The following is a 12,616-nucleotide window of genomic DNA, read 5'->3' on the forward strand; positions in this document are numbered from 1 at the left end:
AGAACGCAGTTCACCTGACAACAAATCACTAAAAGCAGGGTCAGAAATTTTTGAATCAGCATATTGAAACAAAAAACTAGCGCGACGATATTTCTTGTTTATATGCAAATGCGAAATTCTTACACACGCTGTTCCCTTGTGAATCAGCTTGTGAAGATGCCCGTCTTTAAAATTTTGCTTCAGAACCTGAAGGCAGTTTTCTAGCTCGAATAATGGAGCATCATCAGGAGCAGACTGCAAAGTCACACCATAAAAATGCACCCAGCGTTGATTTAGCTCCAGCATTCCCTGCATTCCTCTTCCAAAATCGGCGGGTGAACCCGCATTGTTTTGCCTGATGGTGCGCCACAATGATGGCGTTAAGCAATCTTTTCACCCGTCGTCGTAAGGTATGCCTGAGCTGATACGCGCAAATTCGTATTTATTCGCGTACTCCGCTTGATAAGTGACACTCATAGTGCAACATTATTAGTAGAACACCTTAACTGATACGGACAGCACATCATGTTCATACGCGCATACCTCCGAGCATCGACTGAAGAGCAGGACGCCGGCCGCGCCCGGGTATCGCTCGAGCAATTCGCCACCGACCACAACAAGGTGATCGCCAGCGTCTACCTGGAGAACGCCAGCGGCGCATCCGCAGATCGGCCTGAGCTGTTGCGCCTGCTCAAAGATGCGCGCAAGGGTGACGTCCTGCTGGTGGAGTCGATAGACCGGCTCTCCCGGCTGCCGGTGGAGGACTGGCAAAAGCTCAAAACCGCGATCGACTCCAAAGGCTTGCGCATCGTCGCGCTGGATCTGCCGACGAGTCACCAGGGAATGCAGGACACCAAGGGCGATGAGTTCACCGGCCGGATGCTGGGGGCAATCAACTCAATGCTGGTGGAAATGATGGCCGCGATCGCGCGCAAGGACTACGAGCAGCGTCGCGAGCGCCAGGCCCAGGGCATCGAGAAGGCTAAAGCTGCTGGCAAGTACCAAGGCCGCCCAGTTGACGAGGATTTACATAGGAGGGTGAGGGAGTTGCTGGGGGCCGGGCTAGGCATCCGAGCCACTGCTAGGCACGCTAGCTGCTCGACAACAACTGTTCTCAGAATAAGAGATAACGTTTGAGAAGGCTACTCCGCGTCTTCAAGCTCAATGCCATACATCCGAATGTTCCAGCCATCTAGAACCTTTTGAACAATCGAGGTTGAAGTCTCGGTTTCCGCGACTTTAAAGCGCTCTTTCTGCTCAACAAGCATCGCAGTGAGAAACACAAATGTAGCAAGGGTCACGACAGGCTTTGCAGCAAAATCCCACTCGTACTTAGAAAACATTTCGCCATGCAAGGCGTCGAGGTCGGCGAGCAGAGAATTGTATCGATCAGCGAATAAAAAGACTTTGGGGATCGCGCGTCGTTGATCTAGCGAAAAGTCCTCATAGTGCCGTTCGTAGATGCCCTTTATCGCAAAAAATTCAAGTCGAGAGGCTGAGCTGATCGGCCCGTATCTATCCCATCGCCGACCTGCCCGCTCTGCCGGATCGTTACGCCGATTGTGCTCATTCGCCAACAGCTTCATCGATTCTAAAGCATGATTCTTTGCGTCCTCTAGCTCGACGTAGAAACGATCTAGAGTGACCTTCCGATCGCGTGCAGTTTTACGGCGAGCAGCAAAGAAATCAAATACCGGCTTCGCCAGAAATTTGAGTATCCCGAGGAGCCACGAAAAAGGTTCAGGCATACCCATACCTTATTTTTGCACCCGCTATGCACCCATGAAGCGAGACGCAAAAACCGAAATTTGCTGTAAGCCTTGAGAAATATGGTGTCCCAGGGCAGGTTCGAACTGCCAACCTTCCCCTTAGGAGGGGGATGCTCTATCCAATTGAGCTACTGGGACACAAATCTGTCGGTGCGACAGACGGCGTGCATGTTAACGGCCGGGCCCTGTTTTGTCATGTCGTCCGCAGGGCTTTTTAAGTGTAGGCAGGCGCCTTGCAAGGGTGCCGGACGTTTTACCGTGCAATTTGCATCACCGCAAAAAGCCATCATTGCAGAATGCAATGCGCCCACTTCGAAAAACCCTGTTAAATGCTTGTTTTTAAAGGATTTAACAGCGGTTAGACTATTGGCACGACGGCTGCTTTACCGATTCTTATACAAGAACAATCGGAGACTCGTCTCATGAACAGCGCCCTCGTGTTCGCAAACGCAATCGCACTGGCCGTCCTGGTGGGCTTTCACTTCGTCCCCGAGGACGACGAGAAAGTGGCCGGGCGCATGCCGCATTACCTGCAAGTGCAGAAGGCGCCGCAATGGGCGGTGTTGAGCGATCAGAGCTTCGCCCCGCAAGCGGTCAGCGAATCTGAACAGGCGTTGCCGGCGCATTCGACTGATCGTCTGGTTTTTTGAAATATCCTCAGGAGTACAGCATGTCCAAGTCAGCTGCAGGATTTCTGATCCTCGCCTTATTGAGTGGCCTCGGGCATTTTTCGCTGTTCGAGCAAACCGAAATATCCCTGCCCCTGATCGGTTGCGGCGTCTTTTCGGCGCTGTTCGTATTGGCGCTGGTGGCCGGGCGCAAGATCAAGTTTGATCCGGTATTGCGCTGAACCTGACCAGCTCCAGCAAATGATTGACGGCATCGGCCAGGTCGTCCGAGTTGTCGATCAGGTGCACAGGGCTGTCGGTTGAACGCCTGTCCTTGAACAGCGTGTTACGGGCCAGCCTTGCATCGATTTGCTCAAGCGTCTCCCGGCCACGCCGGAGCAGGCGCTCACGCAGGACATCATCCCGAACCGTGAGCAACACCGGCACTAGCGTCGGGTAGTGTTCCAGCGCTTGCCGAAGGTTCGCCCGAGAGCCGTTCACCAGGACGTGTTTACCGGCTTTCAACCATTGATCCATTTCCACCGGAATTCCGTAGGCGAGACCGTTGGCCTCCCACGCCAGCGAAAACTCGCCGGCGCGCTGACGTTGCTCGAACTCCTGGGGCGTCACGCCGATCGCATCCTCGCCCATGGATTCGGCCGAACGGGTGATCACGCGCCTGATGATTTCGCAGTCCAACGCCCGTAAAGGTTCACGCGCAGCCTCGATCAGACTGTCCTTGCCGGAGCCGGAAGGTCCCATGAGGTAAATCAGCCTGCCATCCATCCTGAAAACGCCCTCCGGCGGGCATTTGCCCCTAGTAAATCGGCCATTTGCCACTATCCTGTACAAGGTAAGGAACAACGATTCAACCCGCATAGCATGCACGTTCTGACGCCTTCGGGCATCAGTCGACATGTTTCAGGACGCGGTCAGCGATACGGGCCGATGCTTTCTTTTCAAACCAGTCCGCATTTCTGATAATTGGTGCTGGCATTACGCCTTTACCCGGATCAATATTTGTCACAGAATTGACGCCAATGATCTGGCAATTTTGAGGCATGATGCGCGCCTCTTAACAATTCAGGTTGAACCATTTGGCGCGGATGCTTGTCCTACCACTCATCCTGCGGCCAATCCCGAGAACCGCTCCCCTGAACTAACCGGTTAAATATATGCGCCCATTGAAACAGGCAATTTATTCCAGCCGTACGGCTGACAAGTTCGTCGTACGTCTGCCAGACGGAATGCGTGAACGCATTGCCGAGGTGGCTCGCAATCATCATCGCAGCATGAACTCCGAGATCATTGCGCGCCTTGAGCAGAGTCTTATTCAGGAAGGTGCACTGGGCGAAGAGCTGAGCATGCGCCTGGACAGCCCGGAGCTGTCACTGCACGAACGCGAGTTGCTGCAACGCTTCCGCCAACTCTCCCATCGCCAGCAGAACGCGCTGGTTTCTCTGATCGCCCACGACGCCGAAATGGCCGCAGACGCATCCTGAGTCAAACCGAACATCTCAAGCCAGCATGAATGCTGGCTTTTTTTTGCCTGCGATTCGGGCTACTTACAGGCGAAAAAAAGCCCGCCAATTGGCGGGCTGTTTTTTTTATGCAGTCGGTCAGAGCAGGAAAATCGTCGCCAGCCCCAGGAAGATGAAGAAGCCACCACTGTCGGTCATGGCCGTGATCATCACACTGGCGCCCATCGCCGGATCGCGCCCCATCTTCGCCAGAGTCATCGGGATCAACACCCCCATCAATGCTGCCAGCAACAGGTTCAACGTCATGGCAGCCGTCATCACCACGCCCAACGACCAGCTGCCGTAGAGCAAGTAAGCGACCACACCGATCACACCGCCCCAGACCAGGCCGTTAATCAACGCCACGGCCAACTCTTTGCGCATCAGGCGCGAGGTGTTGCCGGTGCTGACCTGATCGAGCGCCATGGCGCGAACGATCATGGTAATCGTCTGGTTGCCGGAGTTGCCGCCAATGCCCGCCACGATCGGCATCAGCGCCGCCAGGGCCACCAGCTTCTCGATCGAACCTTCGAACAGGCCGATCACCCGCGATGCGACGAATGCGGTGATCAGGTTGATCGCCAGCCACGCCCAACGGTTGCGCAGGGACTTCCAGACGGAGGCGAAAATATCTTCCTCTTCACGCAGACCCGCCATGTTGAGGACTTCGCTTTCGCTCTCCTCACGAATCAGGTCGACCATCTCGTCGATGGTCAGACGGCCGATCAGCTTGCCGTTCTTGTCGACCACGGGGGCCGAGATCAAGTCGTAACGTTCGAACGCCTGAGCGGCGTCATAGGCGTCCTCGTCCGGGTGAAAACTCACCGGGTCACTGGCCATGACCTCGGAAACCTGTTTCTCCGGGTCATTCACCAGCAAACGCTTGATCGGCAGCACGCCCTTGAGCACGCCGTCGTAGTCGACCACGAACAGTTTGTCGGTATGGCCCGGCAATTCTTTGAGGCGACGCAGGTAACGCAGAACCACTTCGAGACTGACATCCTCACGGATGGTCACCATCTCGAAGTCCATCAGCGCGCCGACCTGCTCCTCGTCGTAGGAGAGGGCCGAACGCACACGCTCGCGTTGCTGCTGGTCCAGAGTCTCCATCAGCTCATGGACGACGTCTCGCGGCAGCTCGGAGGCCAGGTCAGCAAGTTCGTCGGCATCCATGTCCTTGGCCGCAGCCAAGAGCTCATGATCGTCCATGTCGGCGATCAGGGTTTCACGGACGGAATCGGATACTTCGAGAAGAATGTCGCCGTCGCGATCTGCCTTGACCAGTTGCCAGAGCGTCAGACGATCGTCCAGCGGCAGGGCTTCAAGAATGTAGGCGACGTCGGCGGAGTGCAGATCATCGAGCTTGCGTTGCAATTCGACGAGGTTTTGCCGGTGGACCAGGCTCTCGACCCGGTCATGATGCGGGCCTTCCTGGCGATGAGTCAGGTCTTCGACGACCCGCTGGCGCTGCAGCAGCTCGACGACCTGAGCCAGGCGATCCTGCAGGCTTTCCTGTGTTTTCTTTACTTCGATTTCGGACATAGGCGAACTCCACTCCCAGCAGCGGGGCACGCCGGAAGGATCAATCAGTCAATTCATGATTGGTGAAACGGGTTACTGAATAACTACTGGGTAAGTCCATGGAGGTTTTCCATAAGCCCCGGCGGGGCTGACGGGCGCAATGATACACCGCCTGACGGTTTTAAACGTTAAAAAATAGTGGCTGAAACAAGCGCTTGCGAGACAAAGCTGAGCACTGTCCTGATCCTTCACACTGCGACGACGCATCCTGAAAAGAAAACACACCGGCGGTGAAAAAACTGCCGGCTACGCTTGAGAACAATCGTCATGGAGGACGCCGAATGCCATCGAAAACATCCCGATTCATGCTGACCACCCTGCTCTGCCTGCCCGCCATCGGGAGCGCAACGACACTTCATCGTTGCGAAGCTTCAGATGGTCACGTCACGTTCACCACGCTGAGCTGCGCGAACGATGAGCACCTTTCATTGCAGGAAGTTCGCCCCTACTCGCCTGGCTCCACAGTCACCCTGATACCCGAAGCCCGGCACGAAGAAATATCCGGTATGAATATCAGAAAGCGAGAAATGGCCGTCGTCGGGCGCACCCAGGACAAATGTGGAGATCTGATCGACGCGCGACAGAAACGCGAGGCGATCATCAATCAACGAATCATCGCCGGCATGAGCCAACAGGATGTTGAAAGCGCCTTGGGCAAACCCGACAAGGTGAGCATCCGAAATTCGGCAACGAGTTATCGTTACGACCTCAAGCGAGGCCGCAGTGCTCAAATCGATTTTGATGAGAAAGGATGCGTGACGGGAAAAGCCAAATCCCGGACAGCAAAAAGCCCGCGTTAAACACGGGCTTTTCGGTATATGGTGCACTCGACAGGATTCGAACCTGTGACCGCTCGGTTCGTAGCCGAGTACTCTATCCAGCTGAGCTACGAGTGCAATTTGTGTTTTTAGACCAGACCACAACTGGCTGTAACCAAGTCATCCGCATTGCTGCAATTGACTCTTAAATGGTGCACTCGACAGGATTCGAACCTGTGACCGCTCGGTTCGTAGCCGAGTACTCTATCCAGCTGAGCTACGAGTGCATTTGTTGCGCCGCATTATAGCCCGTCTAATCTCTATTCCAACCACTTTTTCTATAAATTTCAATAACTTACAGAAAAAGCCAGATTACAACGTACTAAGCAAATAATGGCGGAGAACGGGGGATTCGAACCCCCGACACCCTTTTGAGGTGTACTCCCTTAGCAGGGGAGCGCCTTCGGCCACTCGGCCAGCTCTCCGAAACACGGGGCGTATATTAACCACCTTCTTCCCCGTTTGCAAACATAAAAATCGATAAAAATTAATGGCTTGGTTCTTCGTCCTTCTCTTTCTTTATACGCAGATAGATTTCTTCACGGTGCACGGCCACCTCTTTCGGGGCGTTGACGCCGATACGCACTTGATTTCCTTTAACGCCGAGCACGGTCACGGTGATTTCGCCATCACCGATAATCAGGCTTTCTGCGCACCGACGAGTCAGAATCAGCATACCTTTCTCCTCACGCGAATCATTTCAGGGACAACAGTCTGCAAAAAAAAGGCACCCGACCTACAACCGGAGCGATCGTAGCCCTACATGCCTGAGTATTGACCAGCGCGAGCAAAAGAACAGTTCAGGGCCCACGCCATTCAAAAAATAAAGGGCGCGGTCAGACCGCGCCCTTCAGACAACGCATCACTCGCCCTGACGGGCCGGAGCGTCGAGTTCGAAAGCCGTGTGCAGGGCGCGCACGGCCAGTTCCAGGTACTTCTCTTCGATCACTACGGAAACCTTGATTTCCGAGGTCGAGATCATCTGGATGTTGATGCTTTCTTTTGCCAGGGATTCAAACATGCGGCTGGCCACGCCTGCGTGGGAACGCATGCCGACGCCGACGATCGAGACCTTGGCAATCTTGGTGTCGCCAACCACTTCACGGGCACCGATCTCGCGAGCGGTGTTTTCCAGCACGGTCTGCGCAGACTGGTAGTCGTTGCGGTGCACGGTGAAGGTGAAGTCAGTGGTGTTATCGTGCGCGACGTTCTGCACGATCATGTCGACTTCGATGTTCGCGGCACTGATCGGGCCGAGAATCTTGAACGCCACGCCCGGGGTGTCTGGCACGCCACGGATGGTCAGCTTGGCTTCATCGCGGTTGAAAGCGATGCCGGAAATGATCGGCTGTTCCATGGTTTCCTCTTCATCAATAGTAATGAGGGTGCCCGGACCCTCCTTGAAGCTGTGCAGTACGCGCAGCGGAACGTTGTACTTGCCGGCGAACTCCACCGCGCGGATCTGCAGCACCTTGGAACCGAGGCTGGCCATTTCCAGCATCTCTTCGAAGGTGATCTTGTCCAGACGCTGAGCAACCGATACCACACGCGGGTCAGTGGTGTAGACACCATCGACGTCGGTGTAGATCTGGCATTCGTCAGCCTTCAGCGCAGCGGCCAGCGCCACACCGGTGGTGTCGGAACCGCCACGACCCAGGGTCGTGATGTTGCCGTGCTCGTCGACGCCCTGGAAACCGGCGACCACAACCACGCGACCGGCTTTCAGGTCACCGCGAATCTTCTGGTCATCAATCTGCAAGATACGCGCTTTATTGTGCGCGCTGTCCGTCAGGATCCGCACCTGGTTGCCGGTGTACGACACCGCCGGTACACCGCGCTTGATCAGCGCCATGGCCAACAGGGCGATCGTCACCTGCTCACCGGTGGAAACGATCACGTCCAGTTCACGCGGAACCGGTTGATCTTCGCCACTGATTTGCTTGGCCAGATCGATCAGACGGTTGGTTTCGCCGCTCATTGCAGACAGCACAACCACCAGGTCATCGCCGGCATCGCGGAATTTCTTAACCTTGTCGGCGACCTGCTCGATTCTCTCGACAGTGCCGACCGAGGTGCCTCCAAATTTCTGTACGATCAAAGCCATTTCAAAGCCGCCTCTGCCCATGAAGGGCGCCCAATAATCACTCAAACAGCCGTCGGGCCCGCCACTAGACTGCGGGCCCGACGGGCCGTCTTATAAACCCTGCTCGACGAATGGAACGGTCAGCGCCAGTGCGCCATCCAGTGCGCCGGCGTCGACACCGCCGCCCTGCGCCATGTCCGGACGACCACCGCCCTTCCCGCCCACTGCCGCAGCAGCCTGTTTCATCAAATCACCGGCTTTGAGTTGGCCAGTCAGGTCCTTGGTTACACCTGCAACCAATACGACCTTTTCCTCATGGACACTGCCGAGCAGGATCACTGCGCGGCCGAGTTTGTTTTTCAGCTGATCGACCAGCGCCAGCAGCGCCTTGCCATCCTGACCATCCAGACGCACGGCCAGCACTTTCACGCCCTTGACGTCCACGGCCGAAGCCGACAAATCGTCGCCAGCGGCAGCAGCGGCCTTGGCCTGCAACTGCTCGAGCTGCTTCTCAAGCGCACGGTTGCGCTCCAGCACAGCCGACAGCTTGTCGATCAGGTTGTCGCGGCTGCCCTTGACCAGGCTGGCCGCTTCCTTGAGTTGTTCTTCAGCAGCGTTCAAGTAAGCCAGCGCCGCAGCGCCGGTGACCGCTTCAATACGACGCACACCCGATGCCACACCGCCTTCGCTGATGATTTTCAGCAGGCCGATGTCGCCGGTACGGTTGGCGTGGATACCGCCGCACAGCTCGACGGAGAAATCACCGCCCATGCTCAGCACGCGCACGTTGTCGCCGTACTTCTCGCCAAACAGCGCCATCGCGCCCTTCTGCTTGGCGGTTTCGATGTCGGTTTCTTCGGTTTCAACAGCGGAGTTCTTGCGAATCTCGGCGTTGACGATGTCTTCCAGCGCCTTGATCTGTTCAGGCTTGATCGCTTCAAAGTGGCTGAAGTCGAAACGCAGGCGCTGACTGTCGACCAACGAACCTTTCTGTTGAACGTGGTCGCCCAGCACTTTGCGCAACGCAGCGTGCAGCAGGTGAGTGGCCGAGTGGTTCAGCGAAGTGGCGTGACGCACGTCAGCTTCGACGTGGGTTTCCACCGGTGCGCCAACGATCAGGCTGCCCGACGCCAGTACGCCGTGGTGCAGGAACGCGCCGCCGGTCTTGGTGGTGTCGCGCACGTCGAAACGGCTGTTGCCGGCCTGCAGGTAACCGCAATCGCCGACCTGGCCACCGGATTCGGCGTAGAACGGGGTCTGGTTCAGCACCACAACGCCTTCCTGCCCTTCACTCAAGACGTCCACGGACTGGCCATCTTTATAGAGAGCAACGACTTTCGCCGAACCGCTGGTGGCGTGATAACCGGTGAACTCGGTATCGACGTCAACCTTGACCAGGCTGTTGTAGTCCAGACCGAACGAGCTGGCGGAACGTGCACGGACGCGCTGGGCTTCCATTTCACGCTCGAAACCGGCTTCGTCGATGGTCAGGCTGCGCTCGCGGGCGATGTCCGCGGTCAGGTCCATCGGGAAACCGTAGGTATCGTAGAGTTTGAACACCACGTCGCCTGGAACCACGTCGCCTTTGAGCTCGGCCAGATCCTGCTCGAGGATTTTCAGGCCCTGCTCCAGGGTCTTGGCGAACTGCTCTTCTTCGGCTTTCAGTACGCGCTCGATGTGCGCCTGCTGGGATTTCAGCTCCGGGAACGCTTCGCCCATCTCGGCCACGAGTGCGGCAACGATCTGATAGAAGAAGCTGCCCTTGGCGCCCAGCTTGTTGCCGTGACGGCAAGCGCGACGGATGATCCGGCGCAGTACGTAACCGCGACCTTCGTTGGACGGCAACACGCCGTCGGCAATCAGGAAGCCGCAGGAACGAATGTGGTCAGCCACGACTTTCAGCGACGCCTGAGCGTCGTTGGTGCAGCCGATGGCCTTGGCCGATGCGGCCAGCAGGCTCTGGAACAGGTCGATTTCATAGTTCGAGTGAACGTGCTGCAGCACGGCACTGATCCGCTCAAGACCCATGCCGGTGTCCACCGACGGGGCTGGCAGCGGGTGCAACACGCCATCGGCGGTGCGGTTGAACTGCATGAATACGTTGTTCCAGATTTCGATGTAACGGTCGCCGTCTTCTTCTGGCGAGCCCGGTGGGCCGCCCCAGATGTCGGCGCCGTGATCGTAGAAAATCTCGGTGCAAGGACCGCACGGGCCGGTATCGCCCATGGTCCAGAAGTTGTCGGAGGCGTATGGCGCGCCCTTGTTGTCGCCGATGCGCACCATGCGCTCGGCCGGCACACCGACTTCCTTGGTCCAGATGTCGTAGGCCTCGTCATCGCTGGCGTAGACGGTGACCCACAGTTTTTCCTTCGGCAGGTTCAGCCACTTCTCGGAGGTCAGGAAGTTCCAGGCGTAGGTGATGGCATCACGCTTGAAGTAGTCGCCGAAGCTGAAGTTACCCAGCATTTCGAAGAAGGTGTGGTGACGGGCGGTGTAACCGACGTTTTCCAGGTCGTTGTGCTTGCCGCCGGCGCGCACGCATTTCTGGCTGGAGACGGCGCGGGTGTACGCGCGCTTTTCCTGGCCCAGGAAGCAGTCCTTGAACTGGTTCATCCCCGCGTTGGTGAACAGCAGGGTTGGGTCGTTGCCCGGAATCAAAGAGCTGGAGGCTACACGGGTGTGGCCTTGCTCTTCGAAGAAGCGAAGGAAGGCTTCACGGATTTCTGCGCTTTTCATTAGGTTCTTCCACGGAGGCTGCGGCCAAAGGCCTGTACGAAACGTCAACAGACGAAACGACGGCAAAGGGCCGCATTATATCGGCCCTGCGCGCGGGGTACAGCGTGTTTATACGATAGAAACGGTCAATTGGGTGGCTAACGCTGTCACTTGCGCGAAAACTCGACGAATGTCGCGATCACTTGCTCGATTTGCGAGCGATTGACGTCCATGTGCGTGACCATCCGCAGGCGGGCGGCAGCGCTCAATTTGATCCCGCGCTCGGCAGCGAAAGCCTTGATCGCCTCGGCACGGTCGCCCATCTGCACGTAAACCATGTTGGTCTGCACCGGCTCGACGCTGAAACCGGCCTCGCGCAGGCCTTCAGCCAGATACTGGGCGTTGGCATGGTCATCCGCCAGACGCTCGACGTTGTGATCCAGCGCGTACAGCCCGGCCGCCGCCAGCAATCCAGCCTGACGCATGCCGCCACCGACCATTTTGCGCAGGCGCCGGGCCTTTGCAATCAACGCCGACGAACCGCACAGCACCGACCCCACAGGCGCGCCGAGGCCTTTGGACAGGCACACCGAGACCGAATCGAAATATTGGGTGATTTCCCGAGCATCGACCCCGAGCTTGACCGCCGCGTTGTACAGCCGCGCGCCGTCCAGATGCAGTTGCAGGCCGTTGTCCCGAGTGAACTGGCGGGCCCGGGCCAGATAGTCCAGCGGCAACACTTTGCCCTGCATGGTGTTTTCCAGCGCCAGCAGGCGCGTACGGGCGAAGTGGAAATCGTCGGGCTTGATCGCCGCGGCCACCTGATCCAGGTCCAGCGAGCCGTCGGCCTGCACTTCCAGCGGCTGTGGTTGAATCGAACCGAGTACCGCTGCGCCGCCGCCCTCGTACTTATAGGTGTGCGCCTGCTGACCGACGATGTATTCGTCACCGCGCTCGCAGTGTGCCATCAGGCCCAGCAGGTTGCTCATGGTCCCGGTCGGGACGAACAGCGCGGCGGCGAAACCCAGCCGTTTTGCCAGTTCGGCTTCCAGACGATTGACCGTCGGATCTTCGCCATACACGTCATCGCCGGTGTCGGCGCGGGTCATCGCGTCAAGCATGGCGGGGGTCGGTTGAGTGACGGTGTCGCTGCGAAGATCGATAACGCTCATGAACCTGGCCTCAAGTCAGCTGGGGAAATCCCTTTACGAAGGTGAATTACTGCGGGCACGGCGCGGATTAATCAACCCTCGCGCAAGGAAAAGTCGTTTCCTGTGCTTCGAAAAATCCGATGGCAATCATCACAAAGGCGCAATGCACAGCCCGGCAATCTGTGTTAAAAACGCTGCGCCGCCCGATAAAGGGCGGCGAAACGTTCTCAGGGCGGGGTGCAATTCCCCACCGGCGGTAATTGCGCGCAATGCGCATAGCCCGCGAGCGCTTGGTGTCAGGCACGGCAAAAACCGTGAGCGGCGGCAAGGTCAGCAGACCCGGTGTGATTCCGGGGCCGACGGTCATAGTCCGGATGAAGAGAGAACGGGAT

The 12,616-nt window shown here is 57.3% G+C and carries 13 protein-coding genes, 4 tRNA genes and 1 riboswitch; of the genes, 5 read left to right on the top strand and 12 right to left on the bottom strand.

From position 1 onward, the window contains the following. On the bottom strand, positions 1-285 hold a 285-nt coding region (locus EIY71_RS26710; protein WP_134023763.1), incomplete at its 3' end, for a hypothetical protein. Positions 286-504: 219 nt separating this feature from the next. Between EIY71_RS26710 and EIY71_RS26715 the strand changes: the two genes are divergently transcribed. Next, positions 505-1,116, top strand: coding sequence for a recombinase family protein (locus EIY71_RS26715; RefSeq protein ID WP_134023765.1), 612 nt, complete (start codon positions 505-507; stop codon positions 1,114-1,116). Between the two features lie 5 nt (positions 1,117-1,121). Here EIY71_RS26715 and EIY71_RS26720 read toward each other — a convergent pair whose 3' ends face one another. Continuing rightward, the gene (locus tag EIY71_RS26720; RefSeq protein WP_134023767.1) at positions 1,122-1,727 is read right to left on the bottom strand and encodes a hypothetical protein; all 606 of its coding nucleotides are present in this window, start codon (positions 1,725-1,727) and stop codon (positions 1,122-1,124) included. Between the two features lie 82 nt (positions 1,728-1,809). Continuing rightward, positions 1,810-1,886, bottom strand: a tRNA-Arg gene (locus EIY71_RS26725). Between the two features lie 284 nt (positions 1,887-2,170). Between EIY71_RS26725 and EIY71_RS26735 the strand changes: the two genes are divergently transcribed. Together EIY71_RS26735 and EIY71_RS26740 are read left to right on the top strand one after the other, a co-directional pair. Beyond that, a complete protein-coding gene (locus EIY71_RS26735; protein ID WP_134023769.1) occupies positions 2,171-2,398 on the top strand; it encodes a hypothetical protein in 228 nt (75 codons plus the stop codon). Positions 2,399-2,418: 20 nt separating this feature from the next. Next, complete coding sequence (locus EIY71_RS26740; protein WP_085745123.1) at positions 2,419-2,598, top strand: PA3371 family protein; 180 nt, start codon at positions 2,419-2,421, stop codon at positions 2,596-2,598. Here EIY71_RS26740 and phnN read toward each other — a convergent pair. Further along, positions 2,573-3,142 carry a phosphonate metabolism protein/1,5-bisphosphokinase (PRPP-forming) PhnN gene (gene phnN / locus EIY71_RS26745; protein ID WP_134023771.1) on the bottom strand — a complete coding sequence of 190 codons (570 nt, stop codon included), beginning with the start codon at positions 3,140-3,142 and terminating at the stop codon, positions 2,573-2,575. The two genes, EIY71_RS26740 and phnN, sit on opposite strands and share 26 nt — an antisense overlap. A 389-nt stretch (positions 3,143-3,531) precedes the next feature. Between phnN and EIY71_RS26750 the strand changes: the two genes are divergently transcribed. Further along, positions 3,532-3,858, top strand: coding sequence for an Arc family DNA-binding protein (locus EIY71_RS26750; protein WP_003178899.1), 327 nt, complete (start codon positions 3,532-3,534; stop codon positions 3,856-3,858). A gap of 117 nt (positions 3,859-3,975) precedes the next feature. On the opposite strand, the gene mgtE is transcribed toward EIY71_RS26750, so the two are convergent. Next, the gene (gene mgtE / locus EIY71_RS26755) at positions 3,976-5,418 is read right to left on the bottom strand and encodes a magnesium transporter (protein ID WP_134023773.1); all 1,443 of its coding nucleotides are present in this window, start codon (positions 5,416-5,418) and stop codon (positions 3,976-3,978) included. Positions 5,419-5,738: 320 nt separating this feature from the next. Here mgtE and EIY71_RS26760 point away from each other — a divergent pair, with 320 nt between their 5' ends. Then, entirely contained in the window at positions 5,739-6,257 is a 519-nt protein-coding gene (locus EIY71_RS26760; protein WP_085745125.1) for a cell envelope protein SmpA, read from the top strand. Between the two features lie 19 nt (positions 6,258-6,276). On the opposite strand, the gene EIY71_RS26765 is transcribed toward EIY71_RS26760, so the two are convergent. From EIY71_RS26765 to ltaE, 7 genes are all read right to left on the bottom strand, one after another. Beyond that, a tRNA-Arg gene (locus tag EIY71_RS26765) sits at positions 6,277-6,353 on the bottom strand. Between the two features lie 72 nt (positions 6,354-6,425). Then, positions 6,426-6,502 (bottom strand) — tRNA-Arg (locus EIY71_RS26770). Between the two features lie 107 nt (positions 6,503-6,609). Next, positions 6,610-6,700: transfer RNA gene (locus EIY71_RS26775), tRNA-Ser, on the bottom strand. A gap of 62 nt (positions 6,701-6,762) precedes the next feature. Then, on the bottom strand, positions 6,763-6,951 hold the full coding sequence (gene csrA / locus EIY71_RS26780; RefSeq protein ID WP_002554426.1) for a carbon storage regulator CsrA: 189 nt from the start codon (positions 6,949-6,951) through the stop codon (positions 6,763-6,765). A 186-nt stretch (positions 6,952-7,137) separates the two neighbouring features. After that, positions 7,138-8,379 (bottom strand): aspartate kinase, encoded by a 1,242-nt coding sequence (locus EIY71_RS26785; protein ID WP_007951048.1) that lies wholly within the window; start codon positions 8,377-8,379, stop codon positions 7,138-7,140. A gap of 90 nt (positions 8,380-8,469) precedes the next feature. Then, positions 8,470-11,094 carry an alanine--tRNA ligase gene (gene alaS / locus EIY71_RS26790; protein ID WP_129974031.1) on the bottom strand — a complete coding sequence of 875 codons (2,625 nt, stop codon included), beginning with the start codon at positions 11,092-11,094 and terminating at the stop codon, positions 8,470-8,472. 146 nt (positions 11,095-11,240) lie between these two features. Then, positions 11,241-12,245 carry a low-specificity L-threonine aldolase gene (gene ltaE, locus EIY71_RS26795; RefSeq protein WP_085745127.1) on the bottom strand — a complete coding sequence of 335 codons (1,005 nt, stop codon included), beginning with the start codon at positions 12,243-12,245 and terminating at the stop codon, positions 11,241-11,243. Positions 12,246-12,443: 198 nt separating this feature from the next. Continuing rightward, positions 12,444-12,615: riboswitch (FMN riboswitch) on the top strand. Position 12,616 lies beyond the last annotated feature (1 nt).

Source organism: Pseudomonas sp. CH235, assembly GCF_004368175.1.
In the GTDB taxonomy this organism is placed as follows: domain Bacteria; phylum Pseudomonadota; class Gammaproteobacteria; order Pseudomonadales; family Pseudomonadaceae; genus Aquipseudomonas; species Aquipseudomonas paraglycinae.